We start from the raw sequence: 22,733 nt of genomic DNA on the forward strand, positions 1-22,733 counted from the left end.
GCGCGGCCCGCCCGAATGTGACCGGCCCCCGCCCGCCCGCTCCGCTCGACGTTCGGCGAATGTCGGGGCTACCGCATGGTGTCGAGGATGCCCGTCAGCTGCTCGAACGTCGTATTCGGGTTGAGGACGGCGAAGCGGGCGTTCGGGCGGCCCGCGTGCGAACTCGGCGTGACGAAGGCGAGCTGGTCGTCGAGCAGGCGCTGCGACCAGACGTCGTAGTCGGCCTTCGTCCACCCGTCTCGTTCGAACACGACGACCGCGAGCTGCGGCTTGCGCACCAGGGTGAGTCCGTCGCGCGACGCGATCTCGGCGGCGATGCGGTGGGCGAGCTCGATCGATGCGGTGATCGCCTCGCGGTAGGCCGCGGCGCCGTAGGTCGCGAGCGAGAACCAGGTGGGCAGCCCGCGCGCCCGGCGGGTGAGGTGCGCCGCGTAGTCCGACGGGCTCCACTCGGCCGAGGCGGTGAGCGTGTCGAGGTACTCGGCGTGCTGCGTGTGGGCGCGGCGACCCGCGGCCGGGTCCCGGTAGATCAGCGCGCACGCGTCGAACGGCGCGAACAGCCACTTGTGCGGGTCGACGATGACCGAGTCGGCGCGTTCGATGCCGGCGAAGTGGCGGCGCGCGATCGGCGACAGCATGGCCGCGAGCCCGTACGCCCCGTCGACGTGCAGCCACACGTCGTCGTGCGATTCGACGACCTCGGCGATGCCGGCCAGGTCGTCGACGATGCCGAAGTTGGTCGACCCGCCGGTCGCGACGACGGCGAAGACGGATGCCCCGTGCTCCTCGAGCGCCGCGGCCACCGCGTCGCCGCGCAGCACGCCGCCCGAGTCGGGGGCGACCTGCACGATCTCGACGTCCATGATGCGGGCGGCCGACGCGACCGACGAGTGCGCCTCGGCGCCGCAGACGAACTTCCAGCGGGCGGGGTGCGGGAGCCCGCGCTCGTCGAGCTTGCGGCGCGCCTCTTCGCGTGCGGCGACGAGCGCCGACAGGTTGCCGAGCGTGCCGCCCTGCACGAACACGCCGCCGGCGCCCTCGGGCAGCCCGAACTCGGCGGCGAGCCAGGTGAGCACTTCGTTCTCGGCGTGCACGGCGCCGGCGCCCTCGAGCCAGGAGCCGCCGTAGAGCGCGCTCGCCGACACGACGAGGTCGAACGCGGTCGCCGCCTTGGTCGGCGCGACCGGGATGAACGAGAGGTACTGCGGATGGTCGGTGGTGATGCAGGCCGGCGCGAGCACGTGCTCGAAGATCGACAGCGCGCGGTCGGCGCCGAGGCCCTGCTCGGTCACGGTGCGGCCGGCGAGGCGGCGCAGTTCGGCGGGCGGCGCCGGCTTGTCGAGGGGGGTGTCGTTCGAGAGGATGCGCCGCCGCGAGTAGTCGAGCACGAGGTCGACGATGCGCTCGTTCTCGTCGCTGATGCGATGCATCCGGGTGGGGTCCGTACCGGCCATCTCGACTCCCTCTCGATCACGCCTGAGACAGTGTGCATGTACGGTGGCCGCCATGCAAGCTGCGGTCGTGAAACCTTCCGTTCACGCAATGATCGTGCGTCCGGCTCCCGTTCTGTGATCGAATTCTGCGCCCACCCGAGCTACCTTGCGTCGGTCGGCGGCGTCACGTGCAGCTTCGGTCCGGCTCCGGCGTTTCGGGGGCGGATGCCGCGCAGCACGTCGGCCGTTCCGTCGAGGCCGACGGTCGCGCCGACCAGCACGCGCGGATCCACGTCGCCGCGCGCGTACGCGGCGATGGTGGGGGAGAGCCCGCCGGACGCGCTGAGGATGCCGGTCGCCCTCACGTCGCGCAGCACCAGCCGGCGGGTGTCGAGGCGGCTCGGCGTGCCCGAGATGCCGATGCAGACGACCCGCTGGCCGGGCTCGACGAGCTCGACCGCCAACGCCGGCAGCTCGGGCGAGGTGGATGCGTCGATCACCGCATCCCAGCGGAGCCCGGCGGCCGCCCCGCCCGCGCCCGCGCCCGCGCCCGTGCCCGCGCCCCCGCCCGCGCCCGTGAGGTCCTCGCGCGTCCACACCCCGTCGAATCCGAGCCCGCGGGCGAACTCGAGCGACCGGCCCGGCCGACCCATGAGGTGCACCTCGGCACCGGCCGCGCGCACGAACATCGCGCAGAGGAGTCCGATGGTGCCGGGCCCGAGCACGAGCACCCGCTCCCCGGGCCGGACGTCGGCGGCGTGCACCGCGCGCCAGGCGTTGCCGCCCGGCTCGACGAGCGCTCCGGCGACGTCGTCGACCTCGTCGGGCAGTGCGTGCAGCGCGACCGCGGGCACCGCGAGCTGTTCGGCCAGCGCGCCGGGACGCCCGCCGCGGATGCCGATCTCGGTGCGCCGGTCGCACACGCGGTGCCGGCCGTCGCGGCAGCGGTCGCAGTCGCCGCAGCCGAGCATCGTGTCGCCGGTGACCCGGCGGCCCAGCCATGACCGGTCGACGCCTTCGCCGACCGCCGAGACCCGCCCGGCCCACTCGTGCCCGATCCGGATGGGGAACCGCGCGTGCCCGTCGTGCAGGTAGGCCATCTCGCCGGTGAAGAACTCGATATCGGTGCCGCACACGCCGGCGCGCGAGACCTCCACCACCACCTCGCCGGGCCCGGCGACCGGCGGCGGCACCTCCTGCACGGAGGCCTCGCCCGGCCCGGTGATCACGAATGCGCGCATCGGGTCATCCATCGCGCTCGTGGGTCGCGGGCCACCCGGTCGAGCCCGCCCAGGAGGCGACCGGCAGCCCGCGCACGCCCGGCCGGAGCGTGAAGAGCAGCCCGGACGCGGGCGACGCGGCGAGCTGCGCCTCGCTCAGGCCGTCGCTCGCGGTCGTCACGACGAGCGTCGCGAGGTCGGGCCCCGCGAACGCGACGCTGGTCGCGTGGGCGACCGGCAGCGGGATGCTGCGCACGAGGTCGCCCGCGGGGGAGTACCGCTGCACCTCGCCGTGATCCCACCGTGCGATCCAGAGGTGCTCCTCCTCGTCGAGGCAGCACCCGTCGGGGTGCATCGCGTCCAGTCGCAGGAACGGCTCGCGCGGCCCGGTCGCGCCGGGCTGCGGGTCGTAGTCGCGCACGAACACCGTGCGCAGCAGCGTGTCGACGCTGTACATCCGCCGCCCGTCGGCCGTCCAGGCGAGCCCGTTCGACAGCGACAGGTCGGCGTCGAGGGTCGTGACCGAACCGTCGTGTTCGACGCGCACGAGCACCTCGTCGGTCGTGTCCTCGGCGAGCGACATCGAGCCGACGACGAATCGGCCGGCCGGGTCGGGTGCGCCGTCGTTCAGGCGGCGGCCGCTCCCGGCCGGGAGGAGACGAGGGCCGGATGCCACGGAGCCGTCGACCCCGCGCACGAGCACCCCCTCGGCGCCGGCGATCAGCCACTCGCCCGACTCCGCGACCGCGATCGCCCCGACCGTGCCGGCCTCGGGCAGCCCGACCCGCTCGACGACCTCGACCGTGCCGTCGTCGCGCAACGCACCGACCAGCACCAGCGCCCGCCGGATGTCGACCCACAGCAGGCGCTCGCGCGCGGCATCCCACACCGGGCCCTCGCCGAGCACGCAACGCTCGCGGTTCGCCGGGCGCACCTCGTCGCCCCGGTCGGGCATGCCGTCTCCTTCGATCGACTGGCATCCATCATGCCGACCGATCGGGCGGCGGGGCATCCGTTCTCGCCGAACTCGCGCGTCGCGTGATAGACCGAACGCGGGAAGCAGGTGCACGATGACGTCACGACTCCGCAGCGACGAGTGGTACGCGGGCGACGACCGCAACGCGTACATCCACCGGGCGTGGATGCGCCGCGGCGTGCCGCAGAGCGCGTTCGAGGGTCGCCCGCAGATCGCGATCGCGAACACCGCCTCCGACCTGACGCCGTGCAACGCGCACCTCGACGAGGTCGGCGGGTCCGTGCGCAACGGGGTCTACGAGGCCGGCGGCATCCCGCTCGACCTGCCCGCGGTGTCGCTCGGCGAGACGCTCGTGCGTCCGACGGCGATGCTCTGGCGCAACCTCGCCGCGATGGCGACCGAGGAGATGCTGCGCGCCAACCCCGTCGACGGCGTGGTGCTGCTCGGCGGCTGCGACAAGACCATCCCGGCGCTCGTGATGGCCGCCGCGAGCGTCGACCTGCCCGCCGTCGTCGTCCCCGGCGGGCCGATGCTGAACGGCACGTTCCGCGGCGTGCCGCTCGGGTGCGGCACCGACGTGTGGCGGCTCAGCGAGGAGGTCCGCGCGGGCACGCTCTCGGAACGCGACTTCCGGAGGTCGGAGTCGTCGATGATCCGCAGCCGGGGGCACTGCAACACGATGGGCACGGCGTCGACCATGGCGCTCGTCGCCGAGGCGCTCGGGCTGGTGATGCCCGGCCTCGCCGGAACGCCGGCGCCCGACAGCCGGCTCCTCGAGGCGGCGCACGGCACCGGCCGGCTCGCGGTCGAGCTCGTGGCATCCGATCGGCGCCCGAGCACCTTCCTCACCGAGGCGAGCTTCCGCAACGCGATCGTCGCGCTCGCCGCGATCGGCGGGTCGACGAACGCGGTCGTGCACCTGCTCGCGATCGCCGGGCGGCTGGGGATCGACCTCGAACTCGCCGACTTCGACCGGATCGGCGCCGAGGTGCCGCTGCTCGTGAACCTGCAACCCGCGGGCCGCTTCCTCATGGAGGACCTGCACCGGGCGGGCGGGTTCCTCGCCGTGCTGCGCGAGGTGCGGGACCTCCTGGACCCGACGGCGCTGACCGTGACGGGGCATCCGCTCGTCTCGTACCTGGATGACGCGCGCATCTGGGATCCCGAGGTGATCGCGCCGCGCGACGCGCCCCTGCTGCCGGCGGCGGGCATCAGCGTGCTGCACGGCAGCCTCGCGCCGGGCGGCGCGATCATCAAGCCCGCCGCCGCGTCGCCGCACCTGCTGCAGCATCGCGGGCGGGCCGTCGTGTTCGACAGCGTCGAGGACTTCCGCGCGCGCATCGACGACCCCGACCTCGAGGTGGATGCCTCGTCGGTGCTCGTGCTGCGCGGGTGCGGGCCGCGCGGATACCCGGGCATGCCCGAGGTGGCGAACCTGCCGCTGCCGCGGAAGCTCCTCGAGCAGGGCGTGCGCGACATGGTGCGCATCTGCGACGGGCGCATGAGCGGCACGGCGTACGGCACGGTCGTGCTGCACGTCACGCCCGAGGCCGCGGCCGGCGGGCCGCTGGCGGTCGTGCGCACGGGCGACTGGATCTCGCTCGACGTGCGGGCCCGGCGGCTCGACCTCGAGGTGCCGGCCGAGGAGCTCGCCGCGCGCGAGCCGTCGCGTGCGACCGTCGACGGGTTCGCGTCGCCGCGCCGCGGGTGGGAGCGGCTCTACGTCGACCACGTCATGCAGGCCGACACCGGCGCCGACCTCGACTTCCTGGTCGGCGCCTCGGGGTCGGAGGTGAGCCGGGAGTCGCACTGAGGGGCGGCGCTACGGCGCACCCGGGCCGAGCAGCATCCGCCACACCCAGTCGACGGCGACCTCGACCGGCGGACGCGGGTCGCGCTCGAGCCACGCCTCGATCACGCCGAGCACCGACCCGGTGACGCCCGCTGCGACCACATCGAGCGGCAGCGTCTCGAACACATCGGCGCCCGATGAACGGATGCTCTCGAGCGCGATCTGCTGGATGCGCCCCTGGAGCCGCGCCCGCACCACCGCCGAGCCCTGCGGCCCGAGCACCCGACGGTAGAGGTCGGCGTTCTCGTCGTAGTGCCGCAGGTAGGCGACGAGGGCGTCGGGCGGAGCATCCAATCGACCGACGCCCTCGGGCAGCGTCGCGCCCGCCTCCTCGACGGCCGTGTCGAGCGCGTCGGCGAGCAGCGTGTCCTTGTCGGGGTAGTGCTGGTAGAAGCTCGACCGGTTCACGGCCGCGCGCTCGGCGATGTCGGCGATGGTGATCTCGTCGAGGGGTCGCTCCCGGGCGAGGTCGAGCAGCGCGCGCTGGAGGCTGCGTCGGGTGCGCGCGATCCGGGGGTCCATGGGGTGATTCTGCCAGCCGGATGTCTCGGGGCTGGGATTTTTCCAACATCTGTCGGTTATCCTGTCGGTGGCCCGACGACGTGCTCCGCCTCCCCACCTCTCGAAAGGCTCGTTCGAATGGCCGAACTCCTCTACCGTCTCGGGCGCTTCTCGGCGCGTCGCGCCTGGGTCGTCATCGTCGGATGGCTCGTCGTGCTCGGGCTCGCGGGCGGGGCGTTCCTCGCCTTCGGCGGCGCGCTCGCGACCAGCTTCAGCATCCCCGGCACCGAGACCGCGCGGGTCATCGACCAGCTCGAGGACGAGATCGGCGGCATCGGCGGCGCGACCGGCACCGTGGTGTTCCAGACCGACGACGGCTCGGCGTTCACCGCCGCGCAGCAGGACGAGATCGCCGACGTGCTCGGCGAGATCGAGGGCATCGACGGGGTGGCGAGCGTCGTCGACCCGTTCCAGACCACCGCCGACCTCGAGGAGCAGACCCGGCAGCTCGCCGACGGGCAGACCCAGCTCGCCGACGGGGCGGCGCAGCTCGACCAGTCGCAGGAGCAGCTCGACGCCGGGCAGGCGCAGCTCGACGCGGCACGCGCCCAAGCCGACGCCGGGCAGGCGCAACTCGACGCGGCCGTACAGCAGGCGCAGGATGCCGGGGCCTACGACCTCGCCGCCGACCGGTTCGCAGCGCAGCAGGCCCAGCTCGACGCCGGGTTCGCCGAACTCGACGCGCAGCAGGCGCAGCTCGACGCCGGGCAGGAGCAGCTCGACGACGGCCGCGCCGAACTCGAGGCGAACACCGTGCAGCTCGACGCGGGCCGGCGGCTGCTCGACGCGAGCGCCGAGATCCGCACCGTCTCGGCGGACGGCGCGACCGCGATCGGCGCCGTGCTCTTCGAGGACACCCTCTTCACGCTCTCCACCGAGACCAAGGCGGCCGTCGCCGAGGTGCTCGACGGCGCCGGCATCGACGGCGTGACCGTCGACTACTCGGCCGAGATCGCCGCCTCGATCGACGGCCTCCTCGGCGTCGGCGAGATCGTCGGCGTGCTCGTCGCCGCGATCGTGCTCATCGTGATGCTGCGGGCGCTGCTGCCCGCCCTGCTGCCGCTCGTCTCGGCGCTCATCGGCGTCGGCGTCGGCGTGGCCGGGTCGCTCGCGTTCTCGGGCGTCGTCGACATGTCGTCGGTCACCCCCGTGCTCGGCGTCATGCTCGGCCTCGCCGTCGGCATCGACTACACGCTGTTCATCATCAACCGCCACCGGCGACAGCTGCTCGCCGGAGTCGAGCTGCACGAGTCGATCGGGCTCGCGAACGGCACCTCGGGCAACGCCGTCGTGTTCGCCGGGTCGACGGTGCTCGTCGCCCTGCTCGCGCTGAACGTCACCGGCATCCCGTTCCTCGGCGTGATGGGCACGGTCGGCGCCGCCTGCGTGCTCATCGCGGTGCTCATCGCCGTGACCCTCACGCCCGCGATGCTCGGGTTGCTGAAGCTGCGGGTGCTCGGCAAGCGGGCCCGCGCCCAGATCGGCCACGAGGCGCACGCGGCGCCCGTGATCCGCCCCATGCGCACCTCGACGGCGATCCTCGCGCTCGTGGCATCCGTGGTGGGCCTGCTCGTCATCGCCGCCCCCGCGCTGTCCATGCGGCTCGGGCTGCCGACCGGGTCGTCGGAGGCGACCGACTCGACCCAGTACCGCGCCTACACGGCCGTGGCCGACGGGTTCGGCGCCGGGCAGAACGGGCCGATCCTCGTGGTCGCCGAACTGCCGTCGCCGGTCGAGGGCGACGACGTCGTGCTCGCCCAGGCCGACCTCGCCGACTGGCTCATGGCGCAGGACGACGTCGTCGCGGCCGCGCCCGTCGGCGTCAGCGACGACGGCGAGGTGCTGGCCTTCCAGGTGGTCCCCGCGGACGGGCCGACGAGCGAGTCGACCGAGGCGCTCGTGCACTCGCTGCGCGACGCGTCGCCGGTGGCGTTCGACGGTTCCGTGTCCGATGCCGCCGGCGCCGCCGGCGCCGCCGGGATCGACGGCGAGGTCGCGCTCGGCGTCGCCGGCCAGGCCAGCGGCAACATCGACATCTCGCAGAAGCTCGCCGACGCGCTGCCCGTGTACCTCGCGGTCGTGATCGGCCTGTCCCTGCTGATCATGATCGTCGTGTTCCGCTCGCTCGTGGTGCCGCTGGTCGCGACCGGCGGATTCGTGCTCAGCCTGTTCGCCGCGTTCGGCGCGATCGTCGCGGTCTACCAGTGGGGATGGCTCGGCGGCCTGTTCGGCGTGCACGACCCCGGTCCCGTGCTGAACTTCGCGCCGATCATCATCATGGGCGTGCTCTTCGGGCTCGCGATGGACTACCAGCTGTTCCTCGTGTCGGGCATGCGCGAGGCGTACGTGCACGGCCTGCCCGCCCGCAACGCGGTCATCGCCGGCCTGCGCAACGGCCGCGCCGTCGTGACCGCCGCCGCGCTCATCATGGTCGCGGTGTTCGGCGGGTTCGTGTTCTCGCACCTCGGCATGGTGCGCCCGCTCGGGTTCGGACTCGCGATCGGCGTGCTCTTCGACGCGTTCGTGGTGCGCATGGTGCTGGTGCCGGCGATCATGCACCTCGTCGGCCGCGGAGCATGGTGGCTGCCGAAGTGGCTCGACCGCATCATCCCGAACGTCGACGTCGAGGGCGCCGCCCTCGAACGCACGCACCACGTGCACGGCGTCGCCCACGAGGAGGAGTAGGGCTCCACGGATGGTTCGTGAAGGCTGTGGAAAGTCACGGTCGTGTCGTCCCGGACTCTGCTAGGAAGACTGGAGCGTTTCCCCGGACGAATGGACGTGCCCTACATGAGCGCCAGCAATGAAGCAGTGAGCGACTACGCCGCCGTCGGCGGCGGCCCGGCGATCTCCGCCGTGGTCGACCGGTTCTACGAACTCGTGCTCGGCGACGAGCGACTCGTCGGCTACTTCGACGGGGTCGAGATCCACCGCCTCAAGCGCCACCAGGTCGCCCTGGTCTCGCAGGTCATGGGCGGGCCCGTGGCCTACTCGGGCCGCGACCTCCGCAGCGCACACGAGCGCCTCGGCATCTCCGAGGCCGACTTCGACCTGGTGGTCGTGCACCTCGTGACCGCGCTCACCGAGGCCGGGGTTCCCGAAGAGATCATCGGTCGCGTCGGCGCCGCCCTGGCGCAGTCCCAGCCCGAGATCGTCGGGGCCGGCGCGGCGCACGCCTGACGCGGTGGACACCGCGGCGCTGAAGGAGACGTGGGCCCTCGCCGAGACCCTCGGCGATGAGGTCCCGCTCTACTTCTACTCCCACCTGTTCCTCTCGCACCCCGAGGTGCGGAGCATGTTCCCCGTCTCGATGGCGACCCAGCGCGACCGGCTCGTCGGCGCGCTCGGCCGCATCGTCTCGCGCGTCGACCAGCTCGACGAGGTCACCGGGTTCATCCAGCAGCTCGGCCGCGACCACCGGCGCTTCGAGGCCGTGGCCGCGCACTACGACGCGGTCGGGGTGTCGCTGCTCGCGACGCTGCAGCACTTCCTCGGCGAACGATGGACCCCCGAGCTCGCCGCCGACTGGGCCGCGGCCTACCGCGTCATCGCGACGACCATGGTGCAGGCCGCCGAGGAGTCCGAGCTGACGAGTCCGGCCGCCTGGTCGGCCGAGGTCATCGGCGTCGACCGCCGCAGCCTCGACATCGGCGTCATCCAAGTGCGGCCCGAGCGCGCGCTGCCGTTCGAACCCGGGCAGTCGATCGCGGTCGAGGTGCCCACGCGCGAACGCCTCTGGCGCTACCTCAGCCCCGCCAACGCGCCGCGCACCGACGGCACGATCGAGTTCCACGTGCAACTGGTGCCCGGCGGGCGGGTGAGCGGCGTGCTGGTGCGTTCACTCGCGGTCGGCGACACCATCCGGCTCGGCGCCGCCGTCGGGCAGGAACTGACCCTCGCCGGCGACGATCGCGAGCGCGACCTGCTCATGGTGGCCGGCGGCACCGGTCTCGCGCCCCTGCGGGCCCACCTGCAACGCATCGACGAGCAGTGGGAGCGCACCGGGAAGGCGCCGCGCGTGCACCTGTTCCACGGCACGCGGGTGCCGTGGAACCTGTACGAACACCAGCTGCTGCGCAACCTCACGGTGCGACCGTGGTTCAGCTACACCCCGGTCGTGTCCGACGACCCGAGCTACCCGGGGCGCCGCGGACTGGTCGGGGACGCCGCCGTCGAAGACGGCCCCTGGAGCGGTTCACTCGGGCTGGTCTGCGGGTCGGCGAAGATGGTGCGGCATACTGTGTCGCGCCTGCAGACCGCCGGCATCCCCTCGACCGACCTGCGCTACGAGCAGTTCGCCGCACTCGACGAAGACAGCCCCTCGCCGCATCACGACACCCAGGAACGGCAGCCCGACGAGGCCGCCGTCGAGAAGATCGGGGACCTCGTATGACACCCACACCCGACGACCTTCCCGACACTCTCTCCGACGCCTCGGCCGGTGAGCACGAGGACGCGCTCGCCGGGGCCGTGCGACGACTGCCCGAGGTCGGCGCGACGCGATTCGCCGTCAAGCACATGGGTGCCGGCTACGACCGCGGCGAGGTCGATGCATACGTCGCGCAGGTCGATGAAGCCGTCGAAGCCGTACGTGCGGCGTTCGACAGCGGCCGGCAGGAGGTGACGAACCTTCGAGCCGAGAACGCGCGGCTGCGCGCAGCGGCCGGCGGCGACCTCGAACACGAGATCACGAGTGGAGCGGTCGGGTTGCTCTCGCAGGCGCAGCTCATCGCCGACAAGGCCGTCGCCGACGCCGAGCAGTACGCCCGCGACCTGGTGCTCACGGCGCGCAATCAATACCGCGAAATCCTCGACCGTGCCGAGAGCAGTGCGACTCCCGCGACCACCGCGGTGGTGCCGGCCGCGCACGGACCGGCGGTTCCCGAGATCGAATACGTGCGGACGTATGCCCAGGTGGCGCAGATCCAGCTCCGTTCGGTGCTCGAAGCGCTGACCGAGCAGGTCGACCGTCTCGGTACGCTGCAGCCGCCGGGCGCGGGTTCGGAGGCGGCACGGCCCGCGTCGTCGCCGGCACCCGCCGACGCACTCACGGACGACACCCCGCTGGGCGAGCCCGACTGGTCGCCGCTGTACGCCGACGCCCCGGCTCCGCAGGTCCACCGCTCCTCGCTCGTGCCGGCGCCGCGCCGGAAGTGAGCCGCCTGGTGCGGGCTGCCGGCCCATTCCAGGCACGGTGTTCAGTTGGAGGGCCGGTGCGTCGAACCGCGGAGTGAACACGGTGCCTTCGCCGAGGTGCCGCCGCGACGGGTCGGCGGCACCCCGTGGCATCCGTGCCTGCCCTGACGCAACCCCGCACCCGCGCTGGTAGACCTGCGCTCAGGGGACAGGGGGTGCGCCATGCCGATCAGCGTGGGCGGGATCGAACTGCACATGGGGCCGTCGTCGGTCGGCGGACCCGACGACCTGGATGCCGCGATCCGCGGCTTCATCGACCGCGCGAAGCACAGCCTCGCCATCGCCGTGCAGGAGATCGACTCGAAGGACATCGCACGCGCGATCATCGCGGCGAAGGCGCGCGGCGTGAACGTCAGGGTCATCCTCGAGGGCGACTACCTCACCGAGACCAAGGCGGTGGACGACCCGTGGCTCAAGCCCGGCGAGCACGACGTGAACCGCGAGATCGTATCCGCGATGCTGAAGGCCCGGGTGCGCGTGATCACCGACCTGAACCCCGCGATCTTCCATCAGAAGTTCATCGTCCGCGACGAGGGCGAGCGTGGCGCGGGCGTGCTCACCGGCTCGACGAACTTCACCCTCACCGACACCGGCACGAACGACGCGGCGCACGGCGGCGGCACCGGCGGGGTCACGGGGCAGAACCTCAACCACGTCGTGATCCTGCGCGGGCAGAAGTCGGCGGCCCAGTACCTGCGTGAGTTCGAACGGATGTGGACCGGGACGTTCGGCGCGTTGAGCGAACGCGTGCAGCCGCGGCCGAGCGAGTTCGGGCTGCCGAAGGTGCGGGTGAAGCCGTTGTTCGCCCCGCGGCACGGGCCCGAGATGGAGATCATGAAGCAGATGCTCAAGTCGACCGAACGCATCGACTTCGCCATGTTCACGTTCTCGCAGTCATCGGGCATCGACGACACGATGATCCGGCTGCGGCCGTCGCTCGACGTGCTGCGCGGCGTGCTCGACCGCGACCAGGGCGCCGCGAAGTGGGCGGCGACGACCGGACTCGGCGCGGCGGGCGTCGAACTGCACGCCAACCGCCGCGGCACCGGCGTGCGCAAACTCCACCACAAGCTCATGGTCATCGACCGGCGGCTGCTCATCCTCGGCAGCTTCAACTACACCGACCCCGCGAACACGCTGAACGACGAGAACATCCTCGTGATCGGCGACCTCGAAGAGCAGGACCCCGTCGCCGAGGCGCAGCAGCGCGAACTCGCCGCCTACGCGCTCGCCGAGATCGACCGCATCATCGTCGACCTCTCGGCGCCGGTGCCCGCGCCGATCGTGCCGGTGCCGTAGCCCGCCGCCCGCCGCCGCGCCCCGCCGCCGCCCCGCCGCGCTCCAGGCACCGCGTTCAGACGGAGGCAGCGCACGCCGTACCGCGGACTGAACGCGGTGCCTGGAACGTGCGGCGGCAGCAATGGTAGGTACCGCCGCCGCCCGCTCCCCGCTCCCCGCTCTCGCTCCCGCTCTCGCTCCCGCTCTCGCTCCCGCCCCCATGGCCGCGGTGCAGGCACGGTGTTCAGACGGAGGCAGCGCACGCGGTGCCGCGGACTGAACAGCGTGCCTGGGACGAGGTGCGGCGGCAGTGGCAGGTGGCGGGTCGGCGCCGAGCAGCGCCGAGCGGCGCCGAGTCCGCGGCCGCGCAGCGGGGCGTCACCCAGCCCACGCAGCCCGGAGTCCCCGCTCCCCACGGCCGCGGTGCAGGCACGGTGTTCAGACGGAGGCAGCGCACGCGGTGCCGTGGACTGAACAGCGTGCCTTGGACGAGGTGCGGCGGCAGCAATGGCGGGTACCGGCGCCGCCCGCGCCCCGCCCGCAGGCCGGCCCGCCCCCATGGCCGCGGTGCAGGCACGGTGTTCAGACGGAGGCAGCGCACGCCGTACCGCGGACTGAACAGCGTGCCTGGGACGAGGTGCGGCGGCGGCAGGGGCGACCGTGCGGCGGGCGGCGTCAGGCGAGCACGGCGTCGAGGGACGGGTGCAGGTGGCGGGTGGTCAGCACGGATGCCGCGTGCTCCGCGCCGGCGCGCAGCGCCGTGTCGAGGTCGCGGCCACCGAGCGTCGCGTCGAGCACGCCCGCCATGAACGCGTCCCCGGCGCCGTTCGTGTCGACCACGTCGACCGGGACGGCGGCGACGCGGTGCTCGATGCCATCGCGGTCGAGCGCGACCGCCCCCTCGGCGCCGAGCGTGCACACCGCGAGCGACGCGCCGCCGTCGATCGCCCGTCGCAGGAACGGCAGCGGGTCGCCCAGCGCGTCAGCGTTCAGGAACACCGCGTCGGCGGCCTCGAGGAACGGCCGCTGGAACTCTGCCTCGCCGTCGTAGTCGTGCAGGTCGGTCCAGATGGGGCGCCCGGTCGCCCGCGCCGCGGGGATGAGCCGGCGCGCACGCGGCGAGAGGTCGAGCACGATCACGTCGCTGTCGGCCATCGCGCGCTCGGCCTCGGCTGCGGCCTCGGCGGCGGACGGGCTGGCGGGGTCGTCGGTCGGCGTCGACAGGTACAGCGACACGCGGGCGCCCTCGCGTGTCATCAGGTTGAGGTGGCGTTCGGTTCGGTCGGATGCCTCGACCAGCAGGTCGATGCCGGATGCCTCGAGCGCCCGCCGCACACGCAGCCCGTCGTCGTCCGCACCGATGAGCGCGTGCAGCGCGACCGACCGGCCGAGCCCCGCGAGCCCGAGCGCCTTGCCGGCGGATGTGCCGCCGACGGTCTGCCATTCGTCGAGCGCGAACTGCATGTGCGGCACCGGTTCGGGCAGCCGGTCGAGCACGACGATGCGGTTCCAGGCGGCGGGTCCCACGATGCAAACGCTTGCAGTCATAGCCGAGAGCGTACCGGCGCCCGCCCGCCCCTGACGTCCTCCGATCATCGTCGGGCGGCGGGGCAGGCGAACGTCGACGGGTGGCGGGGAAGACGGCGGCGGCTGTCAGGGGCGTGGGTCACACTGGACGGGTGATCGCCGACCAACGTCTCGACTGGCAGCCGCGGCATCCGACCGATCTGCATCGCACGGTCGGGAGTCTGCGGCGCGGGCCCGGCGACCCGGCGTTCCACCTCGATCGCGACGGAGCGGTGTGGCGCGCGACCCGCACGCCCGAGGGGGTCGCCACGGTGCGGCTCATCCAGGCGGGCGGCGGTTCGATCCGCGCCGAGGCGTGGGGTCCGGGCGCCGGCTGGGCGGTCGCGCAGGCGCCCGAACTCGTCGGCGACGCCGACGACACGAGTGACTTCGATCCGATCCACGACGCGCTGCGCGACGCGCACCGGCGCAACCCGGGCCTGCGCATTCCCCGCACCACGCTCGTGTTCGAGGCGCTGGTGCCGGCGATCCTCGAACAGAAGGTCATCACGCTGCAGGCGCACGAGTCGTGGCGGCGGCTGCTGCTTCGGTTCGGCGAGGTCGCGCCCGGGCCGACCGCTCGCCCGTTGCGCGTGCCGCCTCCGCCTTCGACCTGGGCCGTCGTCCCGGTCTGGGAGTGGCATCGCGCGGGCGTCGATCCACGGCGGGCGCAGACGATCGCGACGGTTGCGCGGTTCGCCGAGCGCGTCGACGAAGCGGCACGGATGTCACGGGCCGACGCCGTGGCGCGGCTCACGCACTTCCCGGGAGTGGGGGAATGGACGGCGGCCGAGGTCGCCCAGCGTGCACTCGGCGACGCCGATGCGCTCTCGATCGGCGACTACCACCTGTCGAACCAGGTCGGCCATGCGCTGGTCGGCCACGACGTGACCGACGACGAGATGCTCGCGCTGCTCGAGCCGTGGCGCGGACACCGGTATCGCGTGGTGCGGCTGCTCGGAGCATCCGGCCGGCTGCGCCGCCCGCGCCGTGGCGCCAAGCTCCCGTTCGTCGACCACACCTGGCACTGACGCGCCGCTGCGCCAGTTGCGCGCCGTCCGCGCCAGCCGGGCTGGCGCAGCGGCGGTCGATGTGGCGCAGCGGCGCGGAGGCGTCAGACGTCGAAGCGAGCGCCGGCCGGGTCGCTGTCCAGCACGAGGAAGACGAGCAGGATGATCGACCCGACGAAGGGGATGAGCGACAGGAAGAAGAAGCCGCCCGAGCGGTTCGTGTCGTGCAGGCGACGCCAGGTGATCGCGAGGAACGGGACGATCGTGCCGAGGCCGAACAGGCCGAGCACCGCCCACGCGACCCAGAAGAGCGGGCCGAGCGTCGCGACGCCGGTCAGCGGGTCGACCGTGGCGCCGGAGAAGCCGCCGACCAGGGCGAGCACGTAGAGCACCGTGACGACGATCACGTAGCCGAGGTAGGCCCACCAGAACTCGCTGCGGCTCGCGCGACCGGTGAACGTCGCGTACTTCGTGAAGAAGCGCTTGATCGCCTCACCGAACGAGGCGCCGTAGAGGGGTGCCGAGAGCGGGGCGGCGGTGGCCGTGGGGGCGGGGGCGTAGGACATGGTTCCTCCAGGGGAAGGGAATCGAGAGGTCGGTGCGCGGGGCCGAGCCGGGCCCGGCCGCGGGGATCATCATGGCGGAGGCCGATGCCGCGGGGAAGGGGGACGACTCCCCATTTCGTCACGTTGCGCACCGAGTCGCATACGCTGGCTGAGCCATCCGCCCCGATCAGCGCCGAGAGGATCCTCGCCCCGCATGTCCCGCTTCGACCTGTCGCCCGACGAGCTCCGCGCCTACCGCCCCGAGGTGGCCGAACCATCCGATTTCGACGCGTTCTGGCAGCGCACCCTCGCCGAGTCGCGCGCGGTCGCGACGGCCCCTCGCGTCGAGCGGGTCGAGTCGCCGCTCAGCCTGGTCGACGTGTACGACATCGCCTTCAGCGGGTTCGCGGGAGATCCGGTGCGCGGATGGCTCGTGGCGCCGCGCGGCGCGCAGGGGCCGCTGCCGGCGGTGGTCGAGTACGTCGGCTACGGCGGCGGACGCGGGCTGCCGCATGAGCGACTCGTCTGGGCCGCGGCCGGGTACGTGCACGTCACGATGGACACCCGCGGGCAGGGCAGCGCGTGGGGCAACGGCGGCGGCACGCCCGACCCGCACGGCACCGGGCCGTCGTTCCCGGGGTTCCTGACCCGGGGCATCCAGTCGCCCGACGAGTACTACTACCGTCGCGTCTTCACCGACGCGGTGCTCGCGATCGACGCGGTGCGCTCGCTCGATCTCGTCGATGCCGATCGGGTCAGCGTGGTCGGTGCGAGCCAGGGCGGCGGCATCGCGATCGCGGCCGCCGGACTCAGCGAGGGCCTGGTCGCGGCGATGCCGGATGTCCCGTTCCTCTGCCACTTCGAGCGAGCCGTCGGCCTCACCGACCGCGACCCCTATCACGAGATCGTGCGATTCCTCTCGGTGCATCGGGATGCTGCGGAGCAGGTGTTCTCGACGCTCTCGTACTTCGACGGCGTGAACTTCGCGAAGCGCGCGAGCGCGCCGGCGCTGTTCTCGGCGGCGCTGATGGACTTCACCTGCCCGCCCTCGACGGTGCACGCCGCACGCAACGCGTGGGCCGGCGAGGCCGACCTCGTCGACTACGCGTTCAACGACCACGAGGGCGGCCAGGGCGTGCACTGGCAGCGCCAGGCCGCCTGGCTGGCGGAGCGGCTCGCCGGGTAGGGGTCGGCGGTTCCGCTGGTCGAGCGGGGCGCGCGCCGGCGCGCCTACTCGACCGGCGACGGACGGCGCCGCGCGAGCTCCCACTCGGTGAGCGGCTGCAGCAGTTCCATGAGCCGCAGGCCGTCGGCGCTCGGCGTGTAGCTGATCGTCACGGGCGTGGTCGGGCGCACGTGCCGTTCGATGAGCCCGCCCGACTCGAGTTCGCGCAGGCGTGCGGCGAGCACACGGTCGGAGATGCCGTGCACGGTCTCGCGGTACTCCGAGAACCGCCGGGCGCCGCGCACTCCAGCGAGCAGGATGGCCGCGTTCCACTTGCGGCCGGCGAACTCGACCGCGTGCGTGAAGCTGCGGCACATCTCGTCGTCGATGTGGCCGAGCTCGCGCAACTGCGCCGAAGGGGAATGCGCCATCACGACACCTCGCTTACTTTCGGTTAGCAGCTTACCAGCGGAATGCGGCGGTCGAGGCATCCGACGCATCATGGAAGCGCATAGAACGGAGCACCATGCACTACGGCCGCCCTCTGCAGTTCGGCACCTTCATAACCCCCTCGAACGACCCGCCCGAGACGCCCGTGCGCCTCGCGCAGTTCGCCGAGCAGGTCGGGTTCGACCTCGTCACCTTCCAGGACCACCCCTACCAGCCGCGCTTCCACGACACGTGGACCCTGCTGACCTGGGTCGCCGCGCAGACCGAGCGCATCCACCTCGCGGGCAACGTGCTGAACCTGCCGCTGCAGCGTCAGCCCGCGGTGCTCGCGCGCGCGTCGGCGAGCCTCGATCTGCTCAGCGGCGGGCGGTTCGAGCTCGCCCTCGGCTCGGGCGGATTCCAGGACGCGATCGGCGCGATCGGCGGCCCGAAGCGCACGCCCGGCCAGGGCGTCGAGGCGCTCGCCGAGGCGATCGAGATCATCCGCGGCACATGGGACGCGTCCGATCGCTCGTACTTCGGCGTCGAGGGCGAGTACTACTCGGTCGCCGGCGCGAAGCGCGGGCCGGCTCCGGCGCACGACATCCCGATCTGGATCGGGGGCCTGAAGCCCCGGATGCTCCGCCTCATCGGCCGGCTCGGCGACGGGTGGCTGCCGTCGCTCGCGTACCTGCAGCCGGGGGAGTACGCCGAGAGCGCGGCGCGCATCGACGAGGCGGCGCTGAAGGCGGGCCGCAACCCCGCCGAGATCCGCCGGCTGCTGAACATCGGCGGCCGCTTCTCGCCGGCCGGCGGCCGGTTCCTCGACGGACCGGCCGAGCAGTGGGTCGAGCAGCTGCTGCCCTACGTCGTCGACGACGGCGCCGACACCTTCATCCTCGCGAGCGACGACCCCGGCACCATGCAGCGGTTCATCGAGGAGGTCGCGCCCGGGCTGCGCGAGGCCGTCGCGCGGGAGCTCGGCTCGAGCCCGGATGCCTCCGGCACGGCCGGCGACGTCGGCGGCGGCGCGCGCATCCGCTCGACCGCCCAGCTCGCGAAGCGCCGCGACGGCATCGACTACGACGCCGTGCCGGCCTCGCTCGCGGCATCCGCCATCGAACCCGGCGACGCGGCGTACGCACGCGTGCGCTCGACGTATATGCGCGGCGGCGCGCCCGGCCTCGTGCTGCAGCCGACGACCGCGGCCGAGGTGGCCGACGCGGTCGGGTTCGCGCGCGAGCACGCCGCCGCCGGCATCCCGCTCGGAGTCCGCAGCGCCGGGCACGGCATCAGCGGACGCTCGACGAACGACGGCGGCATCATCATCGACGTGTCGCGCATGCGCGAGATGACGGTGCTCGACGAAGCATCCCGGCTGGTGCGCATCGAACCCGGTGCGCGCTGGAAGGACGTCGCCGCGTTCCTCGAGCCGCACGGCTGGGCGTTGAGCTCGGGCGATTACGGCGGGGTGGGCGTCGGCGGGCTCGCGACCGCCGGCGGCATCGGCTGGCTCGTGCGCGAGCACGGGCTGACCATCGACCACCTGCGCGCGGTCGAGCTGGTGCTCGCCGACGGTTCGATCGTGCGCACGTCGGCGACGGAGCATCCCGACCTGTTCTGGGCCGTGCGCGGCGGCGGAGCCGCGATCGGCGTGGCGACCGCGTTCGAGTTCGAGGTCGACGAGGTGGGCGAGGTCGGGTTCGCGCAGCTCGTGTTCGACGCCTCCGACACGGCCGCGTTCCTGCAGGCCTGGGGCGACTGGATCGTCGACTCCCCGCGGGATGTCACGAGCTTCCTGCTCATCGGCGGCTCGCGCCCGGGCCAGCCGCGCTACGCGCAGGTGATGGCGATGGTCGACTCGCCCGACCCCGACACCGTGATCGAGCGGCTGCAGCCGCTGGCGGCCGCAGCGCCCCTGGTGGGGCAGCAGGTGCAGCTCACGACCTACCGCGCGGTCATCTCGAACGCGAGCGACGAGACGCACTCGGCCGAGGGCGAGCCGCTCGCCCGCACCGCCGTGATCGGGCGCATCACGCCCGAGTTCGCGCGCGACGCCGAGGCGTTCCTCGACTCGGGGGCGACGTACTTCTTCCAGCTGCGCGCGATGGGCGGAGCCGTGCACGACGTATCCGCCGACGCGACCGCGTTCGCGCACCGCGACGCCGAGTTCTCGGTCGCGGCGATGGGCACGCAGGCGAGCCGCACCGACGAGCGCTGGGCCGAGCTCATCGAACCGCACTCGTCGGGCGCGTACGTGAGCTTCGACACGCGACGCGGTGCGGATGCCGCGGCGCGCGCGTACCCGGGCGACACCCTCGAGCGCCTGCGTGCCATCAAGGCCGAGGTCGACCCGGCGGGCCTGTTCCGCGACAACGCGGAGGTCGCGCTGTAGCGGGTTGCGCGGGTTGAGTGGTGGGTTGAGGAGCGCACGAGGGGGAATCGCCACCTGCTGGTTGAGGAGCGAGCGACGAAGGAGCACGCGTCTCGAAATGCGACGAGGGGAATCGCCAGCCGCTGGTTGAGGAGCGAGCGACGAAGGAGCACGCGTCTCGAAACCCGGTGAGGTGCGCTGGGTGGTGGTCGCGTTGGTTTCGAGACGCGTCCTCGTTGGCGCTCGGGCGCTCCGCAACCAGCGGAGCAACCAGGATCCCGACCACTACACGAAGTTCTACCCCGCGGCCGTCGAGGTCGTGCAAGCCCTTAGCAGCAGCGCCGGAGGCGGTTCGTGCAGCGTGGACGGCAACGCCCAGGCGCTGGCCCAAGAGCTTGCGGCCGCGGCCGCCACTGGGCAGCTGCGCGTGCTCGAACCGCGCTACCTCCGACAGATCGAGGATGTCGCCGCCGGCAAGCCCACGCCAAACTGTGGCATCGACGTCGGCACTCTGCAAATCATGGTGCTGCCTATGGAACGTGGGACTTTCGCGATGACTTCGTGAACGGCTCTGCCCCGGATGACTTCGCCTCGATCCGTCTCGCGAACAACTCGTCGGGCTGCCTTTCGCTGGGTGCCACGTACGTCCACACCTATACGTACGACGGGGCGGCGACCGGCAAGGGCTATCTCTACGATGCGGGAGCGGGAACGAATTCCCCCATCGCCGGGGTTCGCGACGGCGTCTCCGGGTTCAAGATGGATGCGGACCATGGCGTGGTGTTGAGCCATCTCCGGAGTCACTACTGCGGTCCGGTGGATCTTTCGGGCATGTTCACCTACGAGCACAATCAGGACGGCGGCGCCGTCGCCAGCGTTTCCGCCAGCTTCTTCGGTTTCGGCGTGAGCTACTCAGCTCCCTCTTCGACCTTGCAGAAGTCGTCAGGCATCGTGCAGTTCTAGCGGGGGAACCATCGGCACTAGATGGTGCAGCGACGCTACCGGCAGATCATGCTGGTAGCGTCGCTGGTCATGCGACGGATTTCTCTCGTGGTCTTGGGTCTCGGTGCGATCGCTGTGGTGATCATTCTCTTTGACATGACACTCACGCCCGCGGCGAGAACGCTAGTCCTTCTGGGGTATCTCTCTCTGGCAGGCATTCAGCTAGCGATCCTTAGTCGCGGTCAAACCTCGGATCAAGCACGCGACGAGAATTCGCTGACGCCGTAGAGTCCAGCGCGCCGGTACCTCACTGGCACGACGGACGCCTCCGGAAGTCTCCGGGGCGTCCGTCGTGGCCCTCGAGCCGGCGCGCCCGAGCCCATTCACGCGAAGACGCCCCGGAGACCTCCGGAGACGTTCTTCGTGGGCCGGCTACCGATCGCGGGCGATCAGTGAATCGATGTGACGGGTCAGTAGATCCGTGATCGTCGTGCCTTCGCGCGCCACGTATGACTTGAGCCAGCGGTGCTTGCACTTCGCCAGGTCAAAGTTCACCCGCTGGGTTTCCTCATCGGCGCCAATCACGGCGCTCAGCGTCGCCGGCGGCTCGGCCTTCGCTCGGCTCGGTCGGCCGGCGCGCAGTCCTGACGTGTTACTCATCTACTCATTCATTCAGTCGCGGCCGCGCTCAGGCGGCGGCCTCGCGCTCGATCTCGCCGAGGATCGCCCGCACGCGCTCGTCATGGCCACGATCTCGTCTTAGCGCGGGGAACGCTGTTTGAGCGGTGGGTTGAGGAGCGCCCGACGAAGTCGGACGCGTCTCGAAACCAGCGCCCGACGAAGGAGCACGCGTCTCGAAACCTCGTGAGGTGCGCTGGGAGGTGATGGGTGCGGGGTCTCGAGACGCGCTCGACCAGCGGTGGGTCGCTACCGGGCTCGGGCGAACGACACCAGGCGGTCGAAGGCGGCATCGGCGTCGGGGTCGACGACCTGTTCAGCCGGGTTCGCCTCGAACCACTCGACGATCTCGCGCGCGCCCTCGTCGAAGGTCACCGTCGTCGAGAACGATGGCACGAGCGCCTTCACCTTCGCATTGTCGAACACCACCGAGTGCGCCTTGTCGCCGACGAGGCCGGGCCCCCACTCGGGTCTGACGGCCGCGATGGTCTCGGATGCCACGTGCACCAGGTCGGCCTCGACGTCGAGTGCGTCGGCGAGCCATCCGTAGATCTGATTCCAGGTGGGCGTGTGGTCACCGGTGATGTGGAACGCCTCGCCGATCGCGGCCGGGTGGCCGAGCAGCCCCGCGAACGCGACGGCGAAGTCGCGGGCGTGGGTGAGCGTCCAGAGGCTGGTGCCGTCGCCGTGCACGACGACCGGCTTGCCGGCGCGCATGCGCGCGAGGTCGGTCCAGTGCCCCATCGTCGGCAGCAGCGTGCGGTCGTAGGTGTGCGACGGGCGCACGATCGTCGCCGGGAACCCACGGTCGCGGTAGGCGCCGACGAGCAGGTCTTCGCAGGCGATCTTATCGCGCGAGTACTGCCAGAACGGGTTGCGCAGCGGCGTCGACTCGGTGATCGGCAGGCGGCTCGGCGGCTTCTGGTACGCCGATGCCGACGAGATGAACACGTACTGCCCGATCCGGCCCTCGAAGCGATCGAGGTCGGCCTGCACGTGGTCGGGCGTGAACGCGAGGAACTGGCAGACCACGTCGAAGTCGCGGCCCGTGGCATCCGACCCTGCCTGGCGCAGTGCCGCATCGACCGACGCCGCATCCCGCAGGTCGGCCGTGAGCGCCCGCATCCCCTCGGGCAGCGGTCGCTTGGCCGACGACCCGCCGCGGTTGAGCACCGTGACGTCGTGACCGGCCTCGATCGCGCGTGCGACGCACGCCGAACTGATGACGCCGGTGCCGCCGAGGAAGAGGATGCGCTTGGAGCTCATGGGTCCATGCTGGCGGATGCCGCCGCGAAGCGGCACCGCCGGACCGGATCGCACACCGGTTACCCCCGTCGGCTCACTCGCCGAGGTGCGCACGGATCTCGTCGTCGGTCGCTCGATGCGACCACTTCGATCGTCGGCCCATCGCGGGGCGCGCGTCGAGGCGTTGACACGGGGCATCCGGGTCGTCTCCGTCGCGGGCGATCCGTCGCCCCGTCCGCGATCAGCCGCGAGGATGACGACGG

The 22,733-nt window shown here is 72.2% G+C and carries 20 protein-coding genes; 11 read left to right on the top strand and 9 right to left on the bottom strand.

The genetic code is table 11. The features are described 5' to 3' along the window. Positions 1-68: 68 nt before the first annotated feature. The 3 genes from MTO99_RS15070 to MTO99_RS15080 form a co-directional block, all read right to left on the bottom strand. Entirely contained in the window at positions 69-1,430 is a 1,362-nt protein-coding gene (locus tag MTO99_RS15070) for a pyridoxal phosphate-dependent decarboxylase family protein (RefSeq protein WP_243554500.1), read from the bottom strand. Positions 1,431-1,594: 164 nt separating this feature from the next. Beyond that, entirely contained in the window at positions 1,595-2,674 is a 1,080-nt protein-coding gene (locus MTO99_RS15075; RefSeq protein WP_243554502.1) for a zinc-dependent alcohol dehydrogenase, read from the bottom strand. Between the two features lie 4 nt (positions 2,675-2,678). After that, positions 2,679-3,608 carry an SMP-30/gluconolactonase/LRE family protein gene (locus MTO99_RS15080; RefSeq protein WP_243554504.1) on the bottom strand — a complete coding sequence of 310 codons (930 nt, stop codon included), beginning with the start codon at positions 3,606-3,608 and terminating at the stop codon, positions 2,679-2,681. Between the two features lie 115 nt (positions 3,609-3,723). On the opposite strand from MTO99_RS15080, the gene MTO99_RS15085 reads away from it, so the two are divergent. After that, positions 3,724-5,442: an IlvD/Edd family dehydratase gene (locus MTO99_RS15085; RefSeq protein ID WP_243554506.1), complete on the top strand. Its 1,719-nt coding sequence runs from the start codon at positions 3,724-3,726 to the stop codon at positions 5,440-5,442. A 9-nt stretch (positions 5,443-5,451) separates the two neighbouring features. On the opposite strand, the gene MTO99_RS15090 is transcribed toward MTO99_RS15085, so the two are convergent. Beyond that, on the bottom strand, positions 5,452-6,003 hold the full coding sequence (locus MTO99_RS15090; RefSeq protein WP_243554508.1) for a TetR/AcrR family transcriptional regulator: 552 nt from the start codon (positions 6,001-6,003) through the stop codon (positions 5,452-5,454). A gap of 117 nt (positions 6,004-6,120) precedes the next feature. Between MTO99_RS15090 and MTO99_RS15095 the strand changes: the two genes are divergently transcribed. The 5 genes from MTO99_RS15095 to MTO99_RS15115 all read left to right on the top strand — a co-directional run bounded on the left by MTO99_RS15095 (position 6,121) and on the right by MTO99_RS15115 (position 12,537). Beyond that, entirely contained in the window at positions 6,121-8,727 is a 2,607-nt protein-coding gene (locus MTO99_RS15095; RefSeq protein ID WP_243554510.1) for an MMPL family transporter, read from the top strand. 105 nt (positions 8,728-8,832) lie between these two features. Then, positions 8,833-9,222, top strand: a complete 390-nt coding sequence (locus tag MTO99_RS15100) for a group I truncated hemoglobin (protein ID WP_243554512.1) — start codon at positions 8,833-8,835, stop codon at positions 9,220-9,222. A gap of 4 nt (positions 9,223-9,226) precedes the next feature. Next, positions 9,227-10,435, top strand: coding sequence for a globin domain-containing protein (locus MTO99_RS15105; protein ID WP_243554519.1), 1,209 nt, complete (start codon positions 9,227-9,229; stop codon positions 10,433-10,435). Beyond that, positions 10,432-11,199 carry a DivIVA domain-containing protein gene (locus tag MTO99_RS15110; RefSeq protein WP_243554521.1) on the top strand — a complete coding sequence of 256 codons (768 nt, stop codon included), beginning with the start codon at positions 10,432-10,434 and terminating at the stop codon, positions 11,197-11,199. The genes MTO99_RS15105 and MTO99_RS15110 overlap by 4 nt, the downstream gene beginning before the upstream one ends. A gap of 201 nt (positions 11,200-11,400) precedes the next feature. Next, a complete protein-coding gene (locus tag MTO99_RS15115; protein ID WP_243554523.1) occupies positions 11,401-12,537 on the top strand; it encodes a phospholipase D-like domain-containing protein in 1,137 nt (378 codons plus the stop codon). Between the two features lie 654 nt (positions 12,538-13,191). On the opposite strand, the gene MTO99_RS15120 is transcribed toward MTO99_RS15115, so the two are convergent. Further along, the gene (locus tag MTO99_RS15120) at positions 13,192-14,043 is read right to left on the bottom strand and encodes a carbohydrate kinase family protein (protein WP_243554525.1); all 852 of its coding nucleotides are present in this window, start codon (positions 14,041-14,043) and stop codon (positions 13,192-13,194) included. Between the two features lie 152 nt (positions 14,044-14,195). On the opposite strand from MTO99_RS15120, the gene MTO99_RS15125 reads away from it, so the two are divergent. After that, positions 14,196-15,113, top strand: a complete 918-nt coding sequence (locus MTO99_RS15125; RefSeq protein WP_243554527.1) for a DNA-3-methyladenine glycosylase family protein — start codon at positions 14,196-14,198, stop codon at positions 15,111-15,113. 83 nt (positions 15,114-15,196) lie between these two features. Here MTO99_RS15125 and MTO99_RS15130 read toward each other — a convergent pair whose 3' ends face one another. Further along, positions 15,197-15,658, bottom strand: coding sequence for a DUF805 domain-containing protein (locus MTO99_RS15130; RefSeq protein WP_243554529.1), 462 nt, complete (start codon positions 15,656-15,658; stop codon positions 15,197-15,199). A gap of 193 nt (positions 15,659-15,851) precedes the next feature. Here MTO99_RS15130 and MTO99_RS15135 point away from each other — a divergent pair, with 193 nt between their 5' ends. Beyond that, positions 15,852-16,823 carry an acetylxylan esterase gene (locus MTO99_RS15135; RefSeq protein ID WP_243554531.1) on the top strand — a complete coding sequence of 324 codons (972 nt, stop codon included), beginning with the start codon at positions 15,852-15,854 and terminating at the stop codon, positions 16,821-16,823. Positions 16,824-16,867: 44 nt separating this feature from the next. On the opposite strand, the gene MTO99_RS15140 is transcribed toward MTO99_RS15135, so the two are convergent. Further along, positions 16,868-17,233: a winged helix-turn-helix transcriptional regulator gene (locus MTO99_RS15140; RefSeq protein ID WP_243554533.1), complete on the bottom strand. Its 366-nt coding sequence runs from the start codon at positions 17,231-17,233 to the stop codon at positions 16,868-16,870. A 95-nt stretch (positions 17,234-17,328) separates the two neighbouring features. Between MTO99_RS15140 and MTO99_RS15145 the strand changes: the two genes are divergently transcribed. The 3 genes from MTO99_RS15145 (at position 17,329) to MTO99_RS15155 (ending at position 20,568) form a co-directional block, all read left to right on the top strand. Further along, on the top strand, positions 17,329-19,626 hold the full coding sequence (locus MTO99_RS15145) for an LLM class flavin-dependent oxidoreductase (protein WP_243554535.1): 2,298 nt from the start codon (positions 17,329-17,331) through the stop codon (positions 19,624-19,626). 181 nt (positions 19,627-19,807) lie between these two features. Beyond that, entirely contained in the window at positions 19,808-20,170 is a 363-nt protein-coding gene (locus MTO99_RS15150) for a hypothetical protein (protein WP_243554537.1), read from the top strand. Continuing rightward, positions 20,167-20,568 (top strand): hypothetical protein, encoded by a 402-nt coding sequence (locus MTO99_RS15155; RefSeq protein WP_243554539.1) that lies wholly within the window; start codon positions 20,167-20,169, stop codon positions 20,566-20,568. Before MTO99_RS15150 ends, MTO99_RS15155 begins: the two co-directional genes overlap by 4 nt. 411 nt (positions 20,569-20,979) lie before the next feature. On the opposite strand, the gene MTO99_RS15160 is transcribed toward MTO99_RS15155, so the two are convergent. Together MTO99_RS15160 and MTO99_RS15165 are read right to left on the bottom strand one after the other, a co-directional pair. Then, positions 20,980-21,207: a hypothetical protein gene (locus MTO99_RS15160; RefSeq protein WP_243554540.1), complete on the bottom strand. Its 228-nt coding sequence runs from the start codon at positions 21,205-21,207 to the stop codon at positions 20,980-20,982. Positions 21,208-21,474: 267 nt separating this feature from the next. Beyond that, positions 21,475-22,491 carry an SDR family oxidoreductase gene (locus MTO99_RS15165; protein WP_243554542.1) on the bottom strand — a complete coding sequence of 339 codons (1,017 nt, stop codon included), beginning with the start codon at positions 22,489-22,491 and terminating at the stop codon, positions 21,475-21,477. Positions 22,492-22,733 lie beyond the last annotated feature (242 nt).

It is taken from the genome of Agromyces larvae (assembly GCF_022811705.1).
GTDB lineage: Bacteria > Actinomycetota > Actinomycetes > Actinomycetales > Microbacteriaceae > Agromyces > Agromyces larvae.

Coding starts and splice junctions, on each gene's coding strand:
- MTO99_RS15070 (WP_243554500.1), bottom strand. CDS start 1,430: ATGCATCGCATCAGCGACGAGAACGAGCGCATCGTCGACCTCGTGCTC.
- MTO99_RS15075 (WP_243554502.1), bottom strand. CDS start 2,674: ATGCGCGCATTCGTGATCACCGGGCCGGGCGAGGCCTCCGTGCAGGAG.
- MTO99_RS15080 (WP_243554504.1), bottom strand. CDS start 3,608: ATGCCCGACCGGGGCGACGAGGTGCGCCCGGCGAACCGCGAGCGTTGC.
- MTO99_RS15085 (WP_243554506.1), top strand. CDS start 3,724: ATGACGTCACGACTCCGCAGCGACGAGTGGTACGCGGGCGACGACCGC.
- MTO99_RS15090 (WP_243554508.1), bottom strand. CDS start 6,003: ATGGACCCCCGGATCGCGCGCACCCGACGCAGCCTCCAGCGCGCGCTG.
- MTO99_RS15095 (WP_243554510.1), top strand. CDS start 6,121: ATGGCCGAACTCCTCTACCGTCTCGGGCGCTTCTCGGCGCGTCGCGCC.
- MTO99_RS15100 (WP_243554512.1), top strand. CDS start 8,833: ATGAGCGCCAGCAATGAAGCAGTGAGCGACTACGCCGCCGTCGGCGGC.
- MTO99_RS15110 (WP_243554521.1), top strand. CDS start 10,432: ATGACACCCACACCCGACGACCTTCCCGACACTCTCTCCGACGCCTCG.
- MTO99_RS15115 (WP_243554523.1), top strand. CDS start 11,401: ATGCCGATCAGCGTGGGCGGGATCGAACTGCACATGGGGCCGTCGTCG.
- MTO99_RS15130 (WP_243554529.1), bottom strand. CDS start 15,658: ATGTCCTACGCCCCCGCCCCCACGGCCACCGCCGCCCCGCTCTCGGCA.
- MTO99_RS15135 (WP_243554531.1), top strand. CDS start 15,852: ATGTCCCGCTTCGACCTGTCGCCCGACGAGCTCCGCGCCTACCGCCCC.
- MTO99_RS15140 (WP_243554533.1), bottom strand. CDS start 17,233: ATGGCGCATTCCCCTTCGGCGCAGTTGCGCGAGCTCGGCCACATCGAC.
- MTO99_RS15145 (WP_243554535.1), top strand. CDS start 17,329: ATGCACTACGGCCGCCCTCTGCAGTTCGGCACCTTCATAACCCCCTCG.
- MTO99_RS15160 (WP_243554540.1), bottom strand. CDS start 21,207: ATGAGTAACACGTCAGGACTGCGCGCCGGCCGACCGAGCCGAGCGAAG.
- MTO99_RS15165 (WP_243554542.1), bottom strand. CDS start 22,491: ATGAGCTCCAAGCGCATCCTCTTCCTCGGCGGCACCGGCGTCATCAGT.